Raw genomic sequence first — 20,448 nt, 5'->3', positions numbered from 1 at the left:
CCCCAGTTCGGTCACTATAGAAGCCGAGTGTCGCGCCGAATCGCAGAGGATCCTGTTTTGACCGAGCAGCTTCGACTGATGGCCGTCCACGCCCACCCCGACGACGAGTCGAGCAAGGGCGCGGCAACGATGGCAAAGTACGTGTCCGAAGGCGTTCCCGTGATGGTCGTGACCTGCACGGGCGGCGAGCGGGGCTCCGTGCTGAACCCCAAGCTCCAGGGCGACGCGTACATCGAGGAGAACATCCACGAGGTCCGCGCCAAGGAGATGGAGGAGGCCCGCCAGATCCTCGGCGTCGAGCAGGAGTGGCTCGGCTACGTCGACTCCGGACTCCCCGAAGGCGACCCGCTGCCCCCGCTCCCCGAAGGCTGCTTCGCCCTCGCGGACGTCGACGAGGCCGCCGGCGAGCTGGTGAAGAAGATCCGCGCGTTCAAGCCGCAGGTCGTCACCACGTACGACGAGAACGGCGGCTACCCGCACCCCGACCACATCATGACCCACAAGATCTCGATGGTCGCCTTCGACGGAGCGGCCGACACCGAGAAGTACCCCGAGGCCGAGTACGGCCCCGCCCACCAGCCGCAGAAGCTCTACTACAACCAGGGCTTCAACAAGCCGCGCACCATCGCCCTGCACGAGGCGATGCTCTCCCGCGGCCTGGAGTCCCCCTACGGCGAGTGGCTGGAGCGGTGGAAGGAGTTCGAGCGCAAGGAGCGGACCCTGACCACCCATGTCCCCTGCGCGGACTTCTTCGAGATCCGTGACAAGGCGCTCATCGCGCACGCCACGCAGATCGACCCGGACGGCGGCTGGTTCCGCGTGCCCATGGAGGTCCAGAAGGAGGTCTGGCCCACCGAGGAGTACGAGCTCGCGAAGTCGCTCGTCGACACCTCCCTCCCCGAGTCGGACCTCTTCGCGGGCATCCGGGAGAATGTGCAGCCATGAGCGCTACGCAGGCAGCACTGACCCAGCTCCTTCCCCTGGCGGGTGACACCTTCGACAAGAACAAGGTGACCCCCGGCATCCTGGGCTTCATCGTGTTCGCGGCCCTCGCACTCGGCGTGTGGGCCCTGATGAAGTCCATGAACCGGCACATGGGCCGGGTGGACTTCGAAGAGGCCCCCGAACCGGGCCCCGCCGCCACCCCCGCCCCCACGGCCAAGCCGACGGCCTAACCGCCCGGACCCCGCCGCGCGCCGCCCCGCCCCCGACGACGGTGGGGCGGCGATCACGCGTGGGCACGGCCCCCTTGCCCGGCCGCGTCCCGCGCTCGTACGGGCCGGGGCCTGCGGTGGCCGGGCCGGGCCGTCGGACGCGCGCAGGGGTTCTCCCGCCGCCGTCCCCGGCCCGTGTCGGTGGCCGCCGGCCCGCACCTCCGCGATGTCTCGGTGACCGCCCGGCCCCCACCTCCGCCATGTCTCGGTGACCGCCCGGCCCGCACCTGGCCACACCGCCGTGACGGCGCGGTTCATACCCGCGGCACGCCCATGACCTCCCGCGATTGCAGGTCCGGCACCAGGCCCAGCCGCCACGCCTGCCAGCCCTCCGCCGGGTCCACGCCCCGGCCGAGGATCACGCCGTACGTCTCCAGGCACTCCTCCAGCCGGCCGTCCCGCGCCGCATGCGGCGCCTCCGCCAGCCGTGCCAGCTCCGCCCGCGCCTCCTCCGGTACCCCCGGGCCCGCCAGCCCCACGTACGGCAGCAGCGTGCACCGCAGGAAACGGGCCCAGTCCTCCCCGCGCCGGTCCCCGTACGAGATGAACAGCCGGACCGCCTCCTCGCACAACCCGAGCGCCTGCGACAGCCGCCCGTTGCCGGCGTCCACCACCGCCAGCTCCAGGCAGGTCCACGCCTCACCGTGCGCCAGCCCGATCCGCTGGAAATCCGCCCGCGCGTCCACCAGCAGCTGCCGGGCGAAGCCCGAGTTCTTCAGGTTCCCCGTCTGCGCCGCCCGCTGGTCCCGCGTCACCCGGCCCGAATGGTGCCGGGCGTGCGCCAGCCCGTACACGTCCCGCATCCGCGAGAACATCGTCCGCGCCCGTTCCAGCTCCCGCACCGCCCGGTCCCGCTCGCCGCTCACCTCCAGCGCCTGCCCCAGGTAGTACTGCGTCCACGCCTCGCCGCGGGCGTCCTCCGCCTCCCGGTGCCGGGACAGCGCCTCCCGCAGCCGCTCCACCGCCGTCCCCGGATCCCCGGCGACCACGCGTGCCCGGCCCAGCTGCGTCAGCGCCCAGGCCTCACCACGGTCGTCCCGCGTCCGCCCGTACAGCTGCAACGCCAGGTCCAGCTCCTTCTCCGCCTGCTCCACCTCGCCGAACCGCAGCCGCACCTGCCCCAGCTGGAAGTGCGCCCACGCCTCACCGTGCACGCTCTCGCTCTCCCGGTGCAGCTCCAGCGACGTCTCCAGCAGCCGCGTCGCCTCCGCCAGGTGCGCCAGGTCCCGCTCCACCGCCGCCAGTGCGTGCAGCCCCCACGCCCGGTCACCCGCCAGCTCCGCGGGCTCCTGCAGCACCAGTGCCTCCCGGATGCGTACCGCCGCCTCCGGCAGATTCCCCTGGTGGTGCAGCGTGATCCCGAGCGAGACCAGCGCCATCGCCGCCCCCGCCTCCTGATGGGCCTCCATGTACTGGTCCACCACCGACGTCAGCGTGGTCCGCGCCTTGTCCAGCTCACCCAGCTGACGCGCCGCGATACCCGTACGCCACTGCACCATCCGGCCCTGCTGCCCCGCCCGGCCCTGCCGGCCGGCCTCCACCGCCCGGGTGAGCTCGTCGATCTCACCCAGCCGGTACAGGTCCCCGCGCAGCAGACAGAAGTCGCACAGCGCACCCAGCAGATCCAGCACCGCCTGCTGGTCCACTCCCTCCGAATGCCGCAGCGCCGCCGTGATGAAGCTCGACTCGTCGTCCAGCCACCGCAGTGCCGCGTCCAAGGAGACGAAGCCGTGCCCGCCGAACTGGTTCGCCCGGGTCGACATCTTCCCGTCGACCATCCGGATCACCGCGTCGGCCAGCTGCGCGTAGGTGCGGATGAGCCGTTCGTGCGCGGCCACCGCCTGCGCCCGGTCCTCATCCGCCGCCAGGCGGGCCGCGGCGTGCGCGCGCACCGCCTCGTGCATCCGGAACCGCTGGCCCCGGACCCGTTCGACCAGTCCCGCCTCCCACAGTTCCTCCAGCGTGCGCAACGCCGCCTGCTCCGGCACGTCGGCCAGCGCGGCCGCCGCCGCACCCCCCAGCGAGGCCCGCCCCGCCAGCGGCAACCGCCGCAGCAGCAGCCGGGCGGGCTCGGCCAGCCGGGCATCGGCCGCCCGCAGGGCGGCCTCCACCGGATGCACCCCGGCGCCGCCCTCCCCGGCGGGAACCTCCACGCCCGCACCCACCAGCGGGGCCAGCATCCGCAATGCGAGCGGCAATCCACCGCTCAGCCCCACCACCGACGCCACCGAAGTCGCGACACCCTCGGCGGCCGCCGCTTCCGGCGCCACCGCCCGCACCAGCTCCGCCGCCGCGTCCCCGTCCAGCCGCTCCACCGGCAGCTGATGGACCCACGCCGCAAGGTCCCCGGGCAGTTCCAGCGGCTCCCGCGCCGTCACCAGCACCAGACTCTCCGAACGCTCCGGCACCAGCATCCGCACCTGCGCCGCATTCGCCGCGTCGTCGAGCAGCACCGTCACCGGCAACCCCCGCAGGTACTGGTGGTACAACTCGGCCAACCGCCGCACCTGCTGTTCCGCCGAGGCGCCCTCCCGGAACAGCAGCTGTTCACGCGGCGCGCCCAGCCGGTTCATCAGGTGCAGCAGGGCCTCCCGCGTCGACAGCGGAGCCTCGCCCGGCTCCCCGCCCGGCGCACCACCCCGCATGTCCACCAGGCACGCACCCCGGAACTGGTCCCGCAGCGCATGTGCCGCCCGCAGCGCCAGCGCCGTCCGGCCCACTCCCGGCTCCCCGTACAGCACCACCACCACCGGCCGGGTCTCCGTGCTCGCCCGTGCCGCCTGCACCCACTGCGCGATCCGGGTCAGCTCCGCCCGCCGCCCGGCGAACCGGTCCGCCACGGCCGGCAACTGCCCGAACGAATGCTCCAGCGCACTGCGCCGCCTGGCCTCCGCACTGCGGTCCGCCCCGCGCAACGAACCCACCGCCCGCACCGGCGACACCGCCACCGGCCGCGGCGCCCGGGCAGCCGCCGCCACCGCACGCTGCTGCTCCAGGAACGGACGTATCCCGCGCACCTCCAGCGCCGACAGCCACTGCAGCTTCAGCTGCTCCGCCCCGCCCGGCCGGCCCAGTTCCCCGGCCCGCCGGTTCGCCGCCGGCACGTGCAGTGCCGTCACCTTCGCCACCGTCGCCACCGCTCCGGCGATCCCCACGACGGCGCCCGTCGTGAGCGCCGTACCCGCAGCGACCCCCAGGGACAGGTCCGCCCCGACGGCCGCGGCGGCCGCGACCGCGGTCACCAGCGCCGCCGTCGAGGTGTTGCCCCGCCGGAACGCCTCGCCCAGCGACTGCTCCCCGGCCGCCGCCTCGTCCAACGCCCGGGCGTAGGCCTCGTACTCGGGAGCCGCGCTCGCGGCGAGCGCGTCCAGGGCCTCCCTGCCGCGCGCCAGCAGTGCCGCCCGGTCCACCACCGCCCCGCCCGCGGCATCCGCCGGGCCCGCCCCCCGCCGGACCGCCTCGTCCACGGCCCGCTCCAACAGCCGCTCGGCCTCACCACGATGGCTGTCCCGCATCGGCATCCCCCTCAGAGAGCTCCCGGCAACGTGCCCCAAGTGTCCTGCGGGACCCCGCCGCGCGCGAGGGAATCTGAGCTAGTTCAGAGGGAAGCGGACACTTCTTCGTGCAGGTGTGTCGAAACCCACCAACTCCCGTGTGCGCGACGCCGGATGGCGCCACGAGAGCTTCCCCTTCGCAGCGCCCTCGTGTGACGCCGTCTCCTTCTCCGTGCGCCGACACACCTCAACGGCGGCCGGGTTCCGCCGCACCCTCTCACCGGGGCTCCTTCCTGCGACGGTGTTCCGACCCGTACGGCAGGACGGGCTCGTGCCGGATCGCCCTGCGACCGAGGGCAGAGACGGCAGGAGCGCTCGGCGGGGACGGCGCAGAGCAGTACGCCCGTCAGATCCGGGCCAGGTTGGGCCTGATCCCGATCGACCCGGAGTCGGGGATGGCGCTGTTCGACAGCGCCCTCGCGACCGGTCGGGCGACACCGACCACGGCACTGCTGGACACGGTGGCGCTCACCGACCTGGCGCGCGGAGGCACACTGCCCGCAGTGCTGCGGGGCATGATCCGGGTTTCCCCGGCCGCCGCGCGTACCGGTGTCGGCCTGGCGCGGCAGCTGGCCGTCCTGCCCGACGCCGAGCGCGACGCTGTCGTCCTGAGTGAGGTACGCAACGTCGCCTCGGCGGTCCTCGGACACCTGTCCGGCGACGCGATCGACCCTCACGCACCGTTCACCGAGATCGGCTTCGACTCTCTCGGCGCCGTCGAATTCCGCAACCGGCTGGCACAGCTGACCGGGCTGGCGTTGCCCTCGACGCTGATCTTCGACCACCCGACCGCCGCGGACGTGGCGAAACTGGTGCGCTCGCAGATGGAGGAATCCGACACCGGCGTGGTCGAGCAGGCAACGACCGGCGTGCGCGGCACGATCACCGACCTGGTGACGGCGGCGCACCGCCGCGGCGACCTGGCCGGGGCGATGCCCCTGCTGACCGCCGGCTCGGCCCTGATGAGCACGTACTCTGTCGACGAGGCCGCCGCACAGCGCCCGGCCGCGCAGCTCCTGGCGCGCGGCGCCGCGGCACCGGTACTGGTCTGCATCCCCTCGTTCCTGGCAGGATCGGGCCCGCACCAGTTCGCCCGCCTGGCCCGCGAACTGGGCGGCGAGCGGCAGGTCAGCGCGTTGCGGCTGCCCGGTCTGCGCGCGGGCGACGACCTGCCGGCGACATGGGCTGCGGCGATCGAGAGCCTCGCGGTGTCCGTCGCGTCGGAACTTGAGCGAGGCCCGGTGGCGCTCGTGGGCTATTCGGCCGGCGGTGCGATCGCCCATGCGGTCGCCCGGCGGCTCGAGGACGACGGCTGCGAGCTCGCGGGCGTCGCGATGATCGACACCTATTCCCCGGAGGAGCACGAACTCAACCGCCTCGTGCTCACCGACGCGTTGGGGCAGAACCTGTCCCGGGACAACGCACTGACCCCCGTCGACGACCCCGGCCTGGTCGCCATGGGCGGCTACGTACGGATCTATCCGGAGCGGGAGGCCGAGCCGATCGCCGCGCCGACGCTGAATCTGCGGGCCACCGGGACGCTGAGCGGCTTCGGGGAAGCCGCCCCGTCCCCGGCTGGCAACACAACGGACCGGCCGAGTACATCGAGGCAGATCACTTCTCGATCATCGAGGACCGGGCGGCGGAGACCGCCGCGCACCTGCGGCGCTGGCTCGATTCGCTCCGCGGCCACTGATATCGGGGGTGCCCTGGCCTCCCGGTGCCGTCGACGCCCCTCGACGGCACCGGGAGGCCGGCGGGCTCACCGGGGACACGAGAGACCCACAGCCGCAACCCTCCGCACGCCACATCCTTCGACTCCTTCGACATGTAGATCAGGAGGCATGAAACCGCCCGTTCCGCAAATCTCTCAGAGGCGTAAAAATTCGCTCTCGGCAAATCCGGTAGAGGCATACGGCGCGTTCGATCGCAATGACTTTCGGCGAGAAAGTCGGAGCTTGACAGTGTTGTGGGGCTTGCTTATATTCCAGTCGGTCAATTTCCCGCCGTGCGATATCCGAAGGTGTTCATGGCCGCGCCTCCAGCGTTACCGAAGTCCCGGCAGCAGTTCATTCTTGCCGTTCTCATGCTGTGTTCACTGCTGATTTGGATCGAAAATACCGTCCTGAGTACTGCGCTGGAGACCCTTGCGGACCCGGTCCGCGGGCTGGGGGCCGATCCCGGTCAGCTGCAATGGGCGACCGGTTCGTACACCCTGGCCTTCGCCACGCTGATGTTCACCGCAGGTGCCCTGGGCGACCGGTTCGGGCACCGGACCGTGTTCTCCAGCGGGTTGGCCGTCTTCGCTGTGTCCTCGCTCTGGGCGGCCTACGCAAGCGGTGCGGGCCAGCTGATCGCGGCCCGAGCCGCGATGGGGGTGGGCAGCGCACTGATCACGCCCGCCATGATGGCGATCCTGATGTGGACCTTCACCGGCCCCGCGCGGGCCGCCGCGATCGGCATCTTCTCGACGTCGGCCGGGGTCGGAATGGCGGCCGGCCCGGTGCTGGCGGGGTTCCTGCTCGATCATTTCTGGTGGGGCTCGGTCTTCCTGATCAATGTTCCGGTCGCGGTGGCGGCGTTCGTCGGGCTCGTCCTGCTGGTTCCGAATTTCCGCAGTCCCGTTCCGCGGCCGCTGGACCCCGCTGGAATGCTGCTGTCGATCAGCGGGCTCGTGGCGCTGGCCTACGGGCTGATCCGAGCGGGGCAGGTGGCGGAGTGGGGTCGCGCCGACGTGTGGGCGCCGATCTTCGCCGGCCTGGTCCTGCTCGCCGTTTTCGTGCTCGTCGAGCTGCGCCTCACAGCACCCAGCTTCGATCCGCGGCTGTTCGCGCAACGCGCGTTCGGCGGCGGCAATGTGGCGCTCGGACTGCTGCTCTTCGGTGTGGCCGCCATTACCTTCTACAACGCGTTCTACCTGCAGGGCGCGCTCGGGTTCTCGCCGATGAAGGCGGGTCTGGCCAACATCCCGACCGCTGTCGGCGCGCTCGCGGGGGCGCCCCTCGCCTCGCGCCTGGTCCGCAGCCTCCCGCTCCGCCCCGTTGCCGTGCCGGCGTTGACCGTGGCCGCGCTCACCATGGGCGCGTACGGGTTCCTCGGACTCCACACTCCGCTCATCTGGATCGAGCTCCTGCTGTTGGTACAGGGCCTGGCGATCGGCATGGTGATCGGACCCGTCACAGCCGCGCTGATCAGCGACCTGCCGCTGGAACAGGCCGGTGCAGGATCGGCCGTCACCAACACCGTGCGACAGACCGGCAGCGTGATCGGGATCGCTGTGGGCGGCACGATCATGTCGATCACGTACCGGCGTGCGATCGAACCCTCGCTGGAGGGCGCATCCGGCCCGGTGCAGGATCAAGCACGGGTCTCCGCCGAGCAGGCCCGCCACGTCGCCGCCGCCATCGACCAGCCCTCTCTCGCTCAGGCCGCCGACGACGCCTTCATCCACGCCATGCACGTCGGCGCGGGCTGGATCGCGGCCATCGCATTCCTCGGAGCGGCTGTGCTGCTGATCACCTTGCCCGCTGCCGGAAGGAAGAAGGCCCCGACACCGGAGCCCGACCACGAAGAGGCCGGCACCTCCCCGTCACGACCCACCGCGTCATGGGAGACCCCTGTTGTCGAAAACCAGTGATCCCGCAATCCGCGCGCTCGAATCGGAGCGCGACTACGTGTCCTCCTCGTACACACTGCTCACCGAGCGGCTCTCCGAGGCGCGGGCACAACGGGCGAGTGTGCTGAAGGGTCCGGCGGACAGCGCCCGCGAGGCATACGAGAGGGAACTCGCCGCCGAGCGCCTGGCCAAGGAGATCGGCCGGCTGGAGGGAGCCGAGAAGGGGCTGGTCTTCGGGCGCATCGACTGGACGGACGGTACGGCCCTGCGCATCGGGCGGATCGGGCTGCACACGGAGGAGGACGACCTGCCTCTGCTCGTGGACTGGCGCGCGAACGCGGCACGGCCCTTCTACGAGGCGACACCGGTCCACCCGATGGACCTGCGGCGGCGCCGACACCTGCGCCTGGAGGACCGCACCGTCGTCTCGGTGAGTGACGAACTGCTGGACGGGACCGCCCCGACCGACGAAGACGCCGTGGGGGACGGCCCGTTGACCGAGGCCCTGTCGGCACGGCGTACGGGCAGGATGCACGCGGCCGTCGCGACGCTGCAGGCCGAGCAGGACGAGATCGTCCGCTCCGCCCACCGCGGGGTGACCGTGGTGCAGGGCGGACCCGGCACCGGCAAGACGGTGGTGGCCCTGCACCGGGCGGCCTACGTCCTGTACGCGTTCCCGCGCGCCGCGGAGGAGGGCGTCCTGGTGGTCGGCCCGAACCCCCGGTTCATCGACTACATCTCCCAGGTCCTTCCCTCGCTCGGAGAGAACGACGTCGTTCTGGCCACCTGTCGGGAACTGGCCGGAGTGTCCACGGACACGGTGGGCCCGTTCGACACGGCGCGCCTCAAGGGAAGTTCCGACCTCGCCGACGCCCTGGGCGGCCTACTGCGCGTGCACCAAGCCCCTGCCGGCGGTTTCACCGTGCGGGTCGGACAGGAGCCGGTTCACCTCTCCGGCGAGGAAGTCGCCAGGGCACGCGACGCCGCCGTGGCAGCCGTGGTGGGGCACAACCCCGCGCGCCAGGTGTTCAAGGAGCTCTTGGTCGACGCAGTCACCGACACGATGCAACGAGACATGGGCGACCTCCTGGAGCAGATCGACGCCGATGCCGAAAGAATGACGGGCCTCAACCTCGACCGGTTCACGGGTGCCGCCCAGCGTCGCGTCGAGGGTGCGGCCGACCCGGGGCCGGCCCACGAGCTGGACCTGGACGCCATCCGAGCCGATCTGCTCGACGACGCCGGCGTCGACGGAGCCGTCGAGGCTCTGTGGCCGCGGCTGGTACCCGGTGACCTCGTGAAGGAGCTCCTGACGAACGCCGACGCTCTCGCCGAGCGCCTGCCCTGCCTGAGCGCGCAGGAGCGGTCCCTGCTGCTGCGCGGCCCGGACCACCCGTGGACCGATGCCGACGTGCCGTTGCTGGACGAATCGGCGAGCCTGGTCGACGGTCCCCCCGAGCGGACGTACGGGCACGTCGTCGTCGACGAGGCGCAGGAACTGACCGCCATGCAGTGGCGGATGATCGTCCGCCGCTGCCCGTCGAGGGCGATGACGCTGGTGGGCGACTTCGCCCAGGCGGGCCCGGTCGCGACGGCACGGGACTGGAAGGAAGCACTGGGCCCCCCACGTCGGACCGCGGTTCAAACTGCACAACCTGACTGTCAGTTACCGCACGACGCAGGAGATCCTGGAGAGCGTCCGGGACCTGCTGACGCGGATCGATCCGGACCAGAAGCCCACACGCTCACTGCGAAGCGGTGAAAGCCCCCGCACCGTGACCACGGAACCCGACGGGTTGGTCACCGCCGTCGTCGAGGAACTACGTGCCCAGAGCGCCGCCCACCGGGGGGAGCTCCTGGGAGTGGTCTGCGCGGACACCAGGGTGGACGAGCTGACGGCCCGGGGCGTCGCCCGCCACGCACGCATCGTGCCGGCGTCCGAAGCACGCGGCCTGGAGTTCGACGGGGTCGTCGTCATGAACCCCGAGGAAATCATCACGAACCGCCCCGGTGGGGAAAGGGACCTGTACGTGGCCCTGACCCGGGCCACCAAGCGCCTCTGCACCGTCACCGTCCGGCCCGCCTGACGGCTCGGCGCCCGCCGACGCGTTTCACTTCTCGGGCTCCGGCTGCATCGCGGCGCACACCCACAAGTACGGCTCGGGCAAGTTGCCCATCGAGCTGGCCGACGGGCGGACTTACATCCTCGACCTTGACGAGCTGCCCCGGCCCGAGGCTGACGCGCGCTGACCGCACCACCTGGCTCATCGTCTGAGTAGTCGACCTTCATCGGTTCGCGCTTCGGTGTCGTATGGTGCGCAACAGCCCCTGGCCCCTGGCACCAGGCGACACGCGGCTCCTTGTGCGGCGCGGACAGGCTTGAGCCGGTCGGCTCTTGGGAAACTTCGCATGCCGTTGCAGCACACCCTCATCTGTCACCGCAGGCTCTCCATATGGGGCGACGTCTCAGCCAGGGCCGTCATGGGATCGTGAAACCGGACCGGAGTAGCGGCCGCTCGTGGTCTCACGGGCCAGGACGGCCGGTTTTCCGGAGAGCGACCGGGCCACGAGCCGCCCCACTCCGGGCAGTCCGGACAGTCGCATGGCCGCCCGCCTGGCGCGCAGGCGCGACGGCGACGCGGGGAGGAACCACTCGGCCGCCGCCCTGCCCGCCTCCTGCTTGTCCAGGGTCACAGGGCGCCAGCGCTGCTCGTATGCGGCCAGCCCGGCCGCCACGGTCGAGGCCCGGCCGAGTTCTTCGGCCAGCACGTACGCTCCGGCGACCCCGAGCGAGGCTCCCTGGCCCGCGAGCAGGGACACGGCGTAGGCGGCGTCTCCGACCAGCACCGTGCGCCCCCTGCTCCAACGGTCCATCACGATCTGCGCCACCTGGTCGTAGTACACCTCGCTGGACGGAGGGCACTTGCGCAAGGCGCGCGGGACGACCCAGCCGAGCCCGTCGTAGGCCTGGCGTACGGCTTCCCGGGTGTCGCGTGGAACGTCTCCGCTCTCGGACCGGTGCACGCCGAAGGCGGCGACCCGCCCGTCGCGCAGGCCGTAGAGCCCCATCTGGCGATCGACCGTGTCGGTCAGGCAGAGCCGGCCCCGCACCTGCTCGAAGACGTCCGGGTCGTCGAAGACGTAGGCGGCCGTGTGGAACCCCCGGTACTTCAGGAAGGACGCCTCGCCGCCGAAGACCAGCCCGCGCACGGTGGAGTGGACGCCGTCGGCGCCGACCAGCAGGTCGGCCCGTTCGACGCTGCCGTCGACCAGGGTCACGCGCACCTCGTCGGGCGCCTCCTCGATGCTCGCGGGGCCGGTGCCGAAGCGCAGGTCCACGCCTGGAGGGAGCGTCTCGCGCAGCGCCAGCTCCAGGTCGGGTCGCATGATGCTCATCAGCCGCCCGCCGAGCGCGCGCGAGAACTGGGTGTAGTCCAGGCCCGCGCGACGACGCCCGTGCTCGTCGACGAAGCTCGCCTCGTCGATGCGGTAGGCCAGCTCCGTCAGCCGTGGAAGGAGCCCCATGGCCTCCATCGCGTCGTACCCCGGGCCGAAGAAGTCGACCATGTACCCCTGGGTCCGGGGGCCGGGGGCCTTCTCCAGCACCACGACGTTCCAGCCCAGCGCGTCCAGTCGACGTGCCAGGGCGAGCCCTGTGATCCCCGCCCCGCAGATCACTGCTTTCATGCCGTATCACCTGTTCCCTCGGCGGTCAGTCCTCCGCCGTAGACGGCCAGTACTTCCGGCGCCCAGCGTTCGAGGCCCGCGGCGGACAGTGGGTCGGTCCCCAGGACCTCGGTCAGCCGCGGTCGCAGGAGGAGCAGCGCGAGGTCGTTGACGAGCAGGAACGCGGCCCGCACCTGCGGATCGCGGCCGCGTGCGGCCTGACCGGCCCGCTCCATCTCCTCCAGGGTCCGCAGGCTGAGCTCGAAGAGCCGGCGGAAAAGGGTCCGGCCGGCTTCGGAGCCCGACATCAGCAGCCGCCCCAGGTAGGCGGGGACCGGCGAATCCTCGGGCAGATGACGCAGTACGGCGGCCCCGAGGGAATGCGCCTGCCCCCCGGCCTGCTCGGGGCCCTCGGGACCGTGCGTCGAGACCTCGCCGAGCACCGCCTCGAAGACGGCGACCACATGCCGGTCGACGTCCTGCCGCAGCCCGTCCTTCGAGCCGAAGTGGTGCAGTACGAGCCCCGGTGACACGCCGGCGGCCTGCGCGATCTGCCGTACGGACACCGCATCGGGCCCGGACTTCGCGAAGAGTCGGAGAGCCTCGTCGCGCATGACGGCGCGGCTCGTCCGGTCGTTGCCGTCTCTCATGATTGAACGCATGTTCAGCATTCTAAACAATCGTTCAGTCCGCGGGCAAGGGGGTGCCGGGGCGGGGTCTGTTCCGTAGCCGGTGGTGGCGGGGGTGTGATCCGCCGGGGATCCGGTGGCGGAGGAGTGGAGCCGTTGCGCGCACCGGACCCGGACCCTGCCCCCGTGCCGGGGTGCGCTGGGTGCGCGGAGCCTGCCAAGGTCCGGGAGTGGGCCCGCACTGGCGGTGACATGACGACTGTGTCCGACTGCAACGTCTACCTTCGCCGGCATCCGGAGGGACACTGATGCCCCGTACAGTCATGCGCTACGTGGACCACACCATCAGGCACGTGCCAGACGGCGGGATCACCGCACAGCTCTTCTGCCTGACCGTGGGGTGCGGTGATGACTCCGGCCCCCAGGGCGACCCGAACGACGCTCAGGACTGGGCGCTAAGACATACCGGCCGGACCGGTCACGACGTGTTCCGCCGGGAGTACATTGACCATGCACGCGTGACCCGCGCCGAGTAGAGCCCGGCCCGCTGGGCGACGGCGAGCAGACAGTTCAGCGGTTCGGCCTGGCCCCGTTCGTGCGCTGCCCCGTGGCGCATGGGCGGGGCGGCATCGCGTCCGCAAGGATGGGGGTATGCCGAACCGACTTGCGCAGGCCACGTCTCCGTACCTCCTCCAGCACGCGGACAACCCCGTTGACTGGTGGCCATGGGAGACCGACGCGTTCGAGGAAGCCCGGCGGCGCGATGTCCCCGTGTTCCTGAGCGTCGGCTACAGCGCCTGTCACTGGTGCCATGTCATGGCTCACGAGTCCTTCGAGGACGACGACACCGCCGCGTACATGAACGAGCATTTCGTGTCCGTCAAGGTGGACCGCGAGGAGCGGCCGGACGTGGACGCGGTGTACATGGAGGCCGTGCAAGCCGCCACCGGGCAGGGGGGCTGGCCGATGTCCGTGTTCATGAACCCCGACGGGGAGCCGTTCTACTTCGGGACCTACTTCCCGCCCGAGCCGCGGCACGGGATGCCCTCCTTCCGGCAGGTGCTCGAAGGCGTGCGGGCGGCCTGGGTGGGGCGCCCCGAGGAGGTCGCCGAGGTCGCGCAGAAGATCGTGCGGGATCTGGCCGGGCGGCAGCTGGACTACGGGAAGGCCGGGACCCCGGGGCCCGAGGAGCTGGCGCAGGCGCTGCTCGGGCTGACGCGCGAGTACGACGCCGCGCGCGGCGGGTTCGGCGGGGCGCCGAAGTTCCCGCCGTCCATGGTGCTGGAGTTCCTGCTGCGCCACCATGCGCGCACCGGGTCCGAGGGCGCCCTGCAGATGGCCGTCGACACCTGTGAGGCGATGGCCCGCGGCGGGATCTACGACCAGCTCGGCGGCGGGTTCGCGCGCTACTCGGTGGACCGGGACTGGGTGGTCCCGCACTTCGAGAAGATGCTCTACGACAACGCCCTGCTCTGTCGGGTCTACGCCCACCTGTGGCGGGCCACCGGTTCGGAGCTCGCGCGGCGGATCGCCCTGGAGACCGCCGACTTCATGGTCCGGGAGCTGCGCACCGCACAGGGCGGTTTCGCCTCCGCCCTCGACGCCGACAGTGAGGACCCGCTGACCGGCGCGCACGGGGAGGGGGCCTACTACGCGTGGACGCCGGCCCAGTTGCGGGAGGTGCTCGGGGAGGACGACGGGGCGCTCGCCGCCGGGTACTTCGGGGTGACCGAGGAGGGGACGTTCGAGCACGGCACGTCCGTGCTCCGGCTGCCGCAGGACGGCCCTGCGGTGGACGCGGAGCGGATCGACGGGATCCGGGCGCGGCTGCTGGCCGCGCGGGCCGAGCGGCCCGTGCCCGGGCGGGACGACAAGGTCGTGGCCGCGTGGAACGGCCTGGCCATTGCGGCGCTGGCGGAGTGCGGGGCGTACTTCGAGCGGCCCGACCTGGTGGAGCGGGCGACCGAGGCGGCCGATCTGCTGGTGCGCGTCCACTTCGACGCGGCCGTCGGCCGGGCCCCTCGGCTCGCGCGGACCAGCAAGGACGGGCGTGTGGGCGCCAACGCGGGAGTGCTGGAGGACTACGGCGACGTCGCCGAGGGCTTCCTCGCCCTGGCGGCGGTGACCGGCGAAGGGGTCTGGCTGGAGTTCGCCGGGTTCCTGCTGGACCTGGTCCTGGACCGGTTCACCGCCGAGGACGGGTCGCTGTACGACACGGCGCACGACGCGGAGAAGCTGATTCGCCGGCCGCAGGACCCGACGGACACGGCCGCGCCGTCCGGCTGGACGGCCGCCGCGGGCGCGTTGCTCTCGTACGCGGCGCACACCGGTTCGGAGGCGCACCGCACGGCGGCGGAGCGGGCACTCGGTGTGGTGCAGGCCCTGGGCCCGCGCGTGCCGCGTTTTATCGGGCACGGGCTCTCGGTGGCGGAGGCCCTCCTGGACGGGCCGCGCGAGGTGGCCGTCGTCGGGCATCCGGAGGATCCGGCGCGGGCCGCCCTGCACCGGGCGGCGCTGCTGGGGACGGCTCCCGGTGCGGTGGTGGCGGTGGGTCTGCCGCAGTCCGCGGAGGGAGGAGAGGGGGAGTTCCCGCTCCTGGCCGGGCGCGGGCTCGTGGACGACCTTCCGACGGCGTACGTGTGCCGGCACTTCGTCTGTGCGCGGCCTGTGACGGACCCGGCTGAGCTCGCCGCGCAGATGGGCGCCGCCGGCGGCTGAAGTGCCCGGAGCGCCGTCGGATCCGCCGGCGGGTGGGCGGGCGGGCCGGTCGGACGGCGCCGCCGGGCGGTGTCCGGGAGGTGATGGGCGAGGGGCCCGGCCGCGCGTCGCGGCCGGGCCCCTCGTTCCGGGCCCCTCCCGGCGGGCTCAGTGCTGGTACGCGGCGAGCGAGATGCCGACGTAGTGGGCGACGAAGGCCGCGAGGGTCAGGGAGTGGAAGACCTCGTGGAAGCCGAAGAAGCGGGGCGAGGGGTTGGGCCGCTTCATTCCGTAGATGACCCCGCCGACGCTGTAGAGGAGGCCGCCGACGATCACCAGGACCAGCACGGCGATGCCCCCGGCACGCATGAAGTCGGGCAGGAAGAAGACGGCGGCCCAGCCCATGGCGATGTAGCAGGGGGTGTAGAGCCAGCGCGGCGCACCGACCCAGAAGACGCGGAAGGCGATGCCCGCGGCGGCCGCGATCCACACCGCCCACAGCAGGGTCCGGCCGGTGGAGGGCGGGAGCAGCAGGACGGTCAGCGGGGTGTAGGTGCCCGCGATGATCAGGAAGATGTTGGCGTGGTCGAGCCGGCGCAGGATGGCCTCGCCGCGCGGACCCCACGTCCCGCGGTGGTAGACCGCGCTCACACCGAACAGCAGGCATGCGGTGAGGATGTAGACGCCGCAGGCGACGCGGGCGCGGGTCGAGTCGGTGAAGGCCATCAGCGCCAGGCCGGCGACGATCACGGCGGGGAACATCCCGAGATGGAGCCAGCCGCGCAGGAGCGGCTTGGCCTCGATGGCGGACTCCACGGCCTCCACGGCCTCGGTGACCGGGGAGGCCCCGGAGACCGCTGCGGCCTCGGCGGCGGGGACGGCGGCGGCGTCAGAAGTCATGCGCGCCATGCTACCTACGGGTCCGTAGGTAGCTGCTCATCCTCTTTACGGAAGATTGACGGACGTGGCAATGCTCACGTGAGAGGCCCTCTGGACATATGCGCACATCCACCGGATGATCAGATGAGTGCGGTCGACACCGGATGAGCGGAGCGCGAAGCGTCCGGGTCGCAGCCCCCACGGGGCCTACACCAAACAAACCCCTCAACAAGGAGCAATCGTGGCGCGCGACAACGCGGCTCCCACCAGTTCGACTCTTCCCACCAAGCACACAGAGCTGATCTCCTGGGTGGACGAGATCGCAGCCCTCACCGAGCCGGACCGCGTCGTCTGGTGCGACGGCTCCGAGGGCGAGTACGAGCGCCTGTGCGAGGAGCTCGTCGCCAAGGGAACGTTCAAGAAGCTCGACGAGACGAAGCGCCCGAACTCCTACTACGCCGCCTCCGACCCCTCCGACGTCGCGCGTGTCGAGGACCGGACCTACATCTGCTCCGAGAAGGAGGAGGACGCGGGCCCGACCAACCACTGGAAGGCCCCGGCGGAGATGAAGGAGATCTTCGCGGGAGACAAGGGCATCTTCCGCGGCTCCATGAAGGGCCGGACGATGTACGTCGTCCCCTTCTGCATGGGCCCCCTCGGCTCCGAGCTCTCCGCGATCGGCGTCGAGATCACCGACTCCGCCTACGTCGCGGTCGCCATGCGCACCATGACCCGCATGGGCAAGCCCGTCCTGGACGAGCTGGGCACCGACGGGTTCTTCGTCAAGGCCGTCCACACCCTCGGCGCTCCGCTCGCCGAAGGCGAGGCCGACGTGCCGTGGCCGTGCAACACCACCAAGTACATCTCGCACTTCCCCGAGACCCGCGAGATCTGGTCCTACGGATCCGGCTACGGCGGCAACGCCCTGCTCGGCAAGAAGTGCTACGCCCTGCGCATCGCGTCCGTCATGGCCCGCGACGAGGGCTGGCTCGCCGAGCACATGCTGATCCTCAAGCTCACCCCGCCGGCCGGCGAGGGCGAGACGAAGTACATCGCCGCCGCCTTCCCGTCCGCCTGCGGCAAGACGAACCTCGCCATGCTGGAGCCCACGATCCCCGGCTGGACCGTCGAGACCGTCGGTGACGACATCGCCTGGATGCGCTTCGGCGAGGACGGCCGCCTCTACGCGATCAACCCCGAGGCCGGCTTCTTCGGCGTGGCCCCCGGCACCGGCGAGCACACCAACGCCAACGCCATGAAGACCATGTACGCCAACACCGTCTTCACCAACGTCGCGCTCACCGACGACGGCGACGTCTGGTGGGAGGGCATGACCGAGAAGGCGCCCGCCCACCTGATCGACTGGAAGGGCAACGACTGGACCCCGGAGTCCGAGACCCCGGCCGCCCACCCCAACGCCCGCTTCGCCGTCCCGGCCTCCCAGTGCCCGACGATCGCTGCCGAATGGGAGGACCCCAAGGGCGTCCCGATCTCCGCGATCCTCTTCGGCGGACGCCGCGCGTCCGCCGTGCCGCTGGTCACCGAGTCCTTCGACTGGAACCACGGCGTCTTCATCGGCTCGAACATCGCCTCCGAGAAGACCGCCGCCGCCGAGGGCAAGGTCGGCGAGCTGCGCCGCGACCCCTTCGCCATGCTGCCGTTCTGCGGCTACAACATGGGCGACTACATGGCCCACTGGGTCAAGGTCGGTGCCTCCGCGGACGCCGCCAAGCTCCCGAAGATCTACTACGTGAACTGGTTCCGCAAGAACGACGCGGGCAAGTTCGTCTGGCCCGGATTCGGCGAGAACAGCCGCGTCCTGAAGTGGATCGTCGGCCGCCTCGACGGCACCGCCGAAGGCGTGGAGACCCCCATCGGCATCCTGCCGACCAAGGGCTCCCTCGACCTCGACGGCCTGGACCTCCCGGCCGAGGACCTCGACTTCCTCCTCACCGTCGACAAGGAGGTCTGGCGCGAGGAGGCCGCCCTGGTTCCCGAGCACCTCAACACCTACGGCGACCACACTCCCAAGGAGCTGTGGGACCAGTACCACGCCCTCGTGGAGCGCCTGGGCTGAGCCGGGACACGCCCTGAGGAAGGGCACGCCCTGCAGAAGGGCCGATGAACGTGGGAGCCCCCGACCAAGCGGCGTCCCACCGCTGTGGGAGCCCCCGACCAAGCGGCGCCCACCGCAGCACCGCCCCGTCCGGTCAGGAGCGTCCGCGCTCCTGATCGGACGGGGCGTGTGCGTCTGCCGACGGCGGGCCTCCACCTCGTGGAGGCCCGCCGTCGTGCGTCGTGCCCTGTTGCGCGAGCATCAGGTGTGCCGGCAAGCCCGCTTCGAAATGCTGTGTGAGTTCGCGGGTGCTGGTGGCCGGGGCGGCCGCCCGGAAGGATCGGGGCATGGGCGTGAGCACGTTGAAGTGGCAGGGCTGGCTGGTCGGCCTGGTGACGATCGCCGGGCTGCTGGTGTTCGCCCCGCTGGGCCTGTACGTGTGGGCGAGCGGGGGTGAACCGCGGGAGGAGCCGCCGCGTGCGGCTGTCCGGGACGTACGGGTCACCGGTTGCAGCATCGATCCGACAAGCCGGCGGGTGACGGCCGCGGTGGAGGCGACGGGGCGGGCCGAGGGCGTCGGCGCGTACGTCGTGACGGTGGAGTTCCGCGACCGGGCCGAAGCGGATCCCGGACGGCGGGCCGCCCAGGCGTTGGTGAGGGTCCCGGGCGTGGCTCCGGGCGCGACCGAGTACGGCGAGGCGGTCGGCCCGGTGTGGCCGGTGGCGACGGTGCCCTGGTGCGGGGTCGCCGGCGCGGAGTTCACGCCGGCGAGCCCGACACCGGGGCTTCCGTAGCCGGTGGGGCGGGCGCCCCGATCAGCCGTTCTTGTTCACCGTGACGACGACGGTGCTGCACACCTTGTCGGCGAAGGTCTGCTTCTTCTCGTCCCACAGCGGCCACAGCCAGCCGAGGTAGCAGGTGATGCTGTCCAGGAAGTGCGCCAGCTTGCGGACGAAGGCCATGCCGAAGCCGAGCGTGGCACCGTCGGCCTCGCGGTGCAGGCTGATGCCGACGATCTTCTTGCCGATGCTCTGGCCGGTGGTGCCTTCCTTGTAGAGCTGGAAGATGGCCATACCGAGGGTGTACAGGAGGCCGAGGAGGCCCAGTATGCCGCCGACGGTGGCGCCCGTCTCGTCGCCGGACAGCGCCGTGCCGATGCCGGTGAGCAGGTACATCGGGCCCGCGATGATCAGGGCGTCGAGCAGGTACGCGCCGAAGCGCAGACCCCAGTGCGCCAGCGGCGGCATCCCGCCGGGCATCCCCGGCGGCGGGTACGCGCCGTACTGCGCCGGCGGCGGGGTCTGCTGCGGGTAGCCGTACTGCGGGGCGGCGCCCGGGGCGGGCTGCTGCGGGTAGCCGTACTGCGGGGGGACGCCCTGGGGGGCCTGCTGGCCGTAGCCGGGCTGGCCGCCCTGCGGGGGCTGCTGACCGTAGGGGTTGTTCGGATCGCCGAAGCTCATGGGCGCATCTCTCCAAGGTGCTCGATCGGGGACGAAGCGGAGTGGAGGAGATGGTTCGTATGAGCGGCCTCCCCCCTGCTGCCGCGATGTTTCAGCCAACATCGTGTTCGGAGCGCGGGGATCTGTCCAATTCATTGGCCGCGCGAGGAGCCGCGGGCGGGCGTCGCAAGGGCCGTCCGCGGGCTCATGGCGCCCGGTCCGGAGCCTCCGCGGCCCCGGACCGGGGCCGTCTAGAGGGCGCCGGCCAGGTCCTTGGACTCCAGGGCGGCGGCGTGCGCGTCCATGCGTTCGGCGGCGAGGATCGCGACGGTGGTGTCGGCCCGGGACGCGGCGACGAGGAGCGCGCGGGCGGCGAGGTCGTGCGCGCGCCGGTGCAGTGCGGCGGCGTCCCCCGCGGGGCCCTGGGACGCCCGGGTGGGCTGGGCCCCGCGCAGCCGGGTCACCTGGGCGGCGATCTCGTCGGCGGCCTCGTCCAGCCCCAGCTCGTCGGTGACGGCGAGGAGGGCGGCGAGGTGACCGGCGAGCTGGATGTCCAGGGCTTCGCCGCGGCTGCTGTGGGGGTAGTCGACCGTGGTGCCGCCCATGAGCTGGACGACCGGCTTCGTGCGGATCGGCTCGTACATGAGGAGGCCTCCTGCGTGGTCAGGAGACCATCCTACATTGGATTGGTTCTAAAG

The 20,448-nt window shown here is 71.7% G+C and carries 14 protein-coding genes and 1 pseudogene; 9 read left to right on the top strand and 6 right to left on the bottom strand.

Features of this window, described 5'->3' with window-relative positions:
• Window positions 1-57: 57 nt before the first annotated feature.
• Both mca and AW27_RS11955 read left to right on the top strand, forming a co-directional pair.
• A complete protein-coding gene (gene mca, locus AW27_RS11960) occupies window positions 58-945 on the top strand; it encodes a mycothiol conjugate amidase Mca (protein WP_037919264.1) in 888 nt (295 codons plus the stop codon).
• On the top strand, window positions 942-1,175 hold the full coding sequence (locus tag AW27_RS11955) for a hypothetical protein (RefSeq protein WP_037919269.1): 234 nt from the start codon (window positions 942-944) through the stop codon (window positions 1,173-1,175). Before mca ends, AW27_RS11955 begins: the two co-directional genes overlap by 4 nt.
• A 293-nt stretch (window positions 1,176-1,468) precedes the next feature.
• Here the strand turns inward: AW27_RS11955 and AW27_RS11950 are convergent, their stop codons facing one another.
• A complete protein-coding gene (locus tag AW27_RS11950) occupies window positions 1,469-4,729 on the bottom strand; it encodes a tetratricopeptide repeat protein (RefSeq protein WP_078556202.1) in 3,261 nt (1,086 codons plus the stop codon).
• 434 nt (window positions 4,730-5,163) lie between these two features.
• Between AW27_RS11950 and AW27_RS11945 the strand changes: the two genes are divergently transcribed.
• The 3 genes and pseudogenes from AW27_RS11945 (at window position 5,164) to AW27_RS11935 (ending at window position 10,471) form a co-directional block, all read left to right on the top strand.
• On the top strand, window positions 5,164-6,873 hold the full coding sequence (locus AW27_RS11945) for an alpha/beta fold hydrolase (RefSeq protein WP_037919274.1): 1,710 nt from the start codon (window positions 5,164-5,166) through the stop codon (window positions 6,871-6,873).
• On the top strand, window positions 6,777-8,405 hold the full coding sequence (locus AW27_RS11940; RefSeq protein ID WP_236647559.1) for an MFS transporter: 1,629 nt from the start codon (window positions 6,777-6,779) through the stop codon (window positions 8,403-8,405). Before AW27_RS11945 ends, AW27_RS11940 begins: the two co-directional genes overlap by 97 nt.
• Window positions 8,406-8,442: 37 nt before the next feature.
• A pseudogene (locus AW27_RS11935) lies at window positions 8,443-10,471 on the top strand (HelD family protein).
• Between the two features lie 379 nt (window positions 10,472-10,850).
• Here the strand turns inward: AW27_RS11935 and AW27_RS11930 are convergent.
• Together AW27_RS11930 and AW27_RS11925 are read right to left on the bottom strand one after the other, a co-directional pair.
• Window positions 10,851-12,071, bottom strand: a complete 1,221-nt coding sequence (locus tag AW27_RS11930; protein WP_052030293.1) for an FAD-dependent oxidoreductase — start codon at window positions 12,069-12,071, stop codon at window positions 10,851-10,853.
• On the bottom strand, window positions 12,068-12,712 hold the full coding sequence (locus AW27_RS11925) for a TetR/AcrR family transcriptional regulator (RefSeq protein ID WP_037919960.1): 645 nt from the start codon (window positions 12,710-12,712) through the stop codon (window positions 12,068-12,070). The genes AW27_RS11930 and AW27_RS11925 overlap by 4 nt, the downstream gene beginning before the upstream one ends.
• A 275-nt stretch (window positions 12,713-12,987) precedes the next feature.
• Between AW27_RS11925 and AW27_RS11920 the strand changes: the two genes are divergently transcribed.
• Together AW27_RS11920 and AW27_RS11915 are read left to right on the top strand one after the other, a co-directional pair.
• Window positions 12,988-13,215 carry a DUF7848 domain-containing protein gene (locus tag AW27_RS11920; RefSeq protein WP_172671284.1) on the top strand — a complete coding sequence of 76 codons (228 nt, stop codon included), beginning with the start codon at window positions 12,988-12,990 and terminating at the stop codon, window positions 13,213-13,215.
• A gap of 115 nt (window positions 13,216-13,330) precedes the next feature.
• Window positions 13,331-15,397: a thioredoxin domain-containing protein gene (locus AW27_RS11915; RefSeq protein WP_037919280.1), complete on the top strand. Its 2,067-nt coding sequence runs from the start codon at window positions 13,331-13,333 to the stop codon at window positions 15,395-15,397.
• Window positions 15,398-15,544: 147 nt separating this feature from the next.
• Here AW27_RS11915 and trhA read toward each other — a convergent pair whose 3' ends face one another.
• Complete coding sequence (gene trhA, locus AW27_RS11910) at window positions 15,545-16,285, bottom strand: PAQR family membrane homeostasis protein TrhA (RefSeq protein WP_236647561.1); 741 nt, start codon at window positions 16,283-16,285, stop codon at window positions 15,545-15,547.
• 211 nt (window positions 16,286-16,496) lie between these two features.
• Here trhA and AW27_RS11905 point away from each other — a divergent pair, with 211 nt between their 5' ends.
• Together AW27_RS11905 and AW27_RS11900 are read left to right on the top strand one after the other, a co-directional pair.
• Window positions 16,497-18,332 carry a phosphoenolpyruvate carboxykinase (GTP) gene (locus AW27_RS11905; RefSeq protein ID WP_037919282.1) on the top strand — a complete coding sequence of 612 codons (1,836 nt, stop codon included), beginning with the start codon at window positions 16,497-16,499 and terminating at the stop codon, window positions 18,330-18,332.
• A gap of 332 nt (window positions 18,333-18,664) precedes the next feature.
• Window positions 18,665-19,105 (top strand): hypothetical protein, encoded by a 441-nt coding sequence (locus tag AW27_RS11900; RefSeq protein ID WP_157840200.1) that lies wholly within the window; start codon window positions 18,665-18,667, stop codon window positions 19,103-19,105.
• Between the two features lie 21 nt (window positions 19,106-19,126).
• Here the strand turns inward: AW27_RS11900 and AW27_RS11895 are convergent, their stop codons facing one another.
• A complete protein-coding gene (locus AW27_RS11895; RefSeq protein ID WP_037919285.1) occupies window positions 19,127-19,771 on the bottom strand; it encodes an RDD family protein in 645 nt (214 codons plus the stop codon).
• 230 nt (window positions 19,772-20,001) lie between these two features.
• A complete protein-coding gene (locus AW27_RS11890; protein WP_037919288.1) occupies window positions 20,002-20,394 on the bottom strand; it encodes an SCO4983 family protein in 393 nt (130 codons plus the stop codon).
• Between the last annotated feature and the right edge of the window lie 54 nt (window positions 20,395-20,448).

The sequence above is a fragment of the Streptomyces sp. PCS3-D2 genome (assembly GCF_000612545.2).
Taxonomy (GTDB): Bacteria; Actinomycetota; Actinomycetes; order Streptomycetales; family Streptomycetaceae; genus Streptomyces.
The sequence above is the reverse complement of the archived record's forward strand: the minus strand, read 5'-3'. Positions and strand labels throughout refer to the sequence as shown.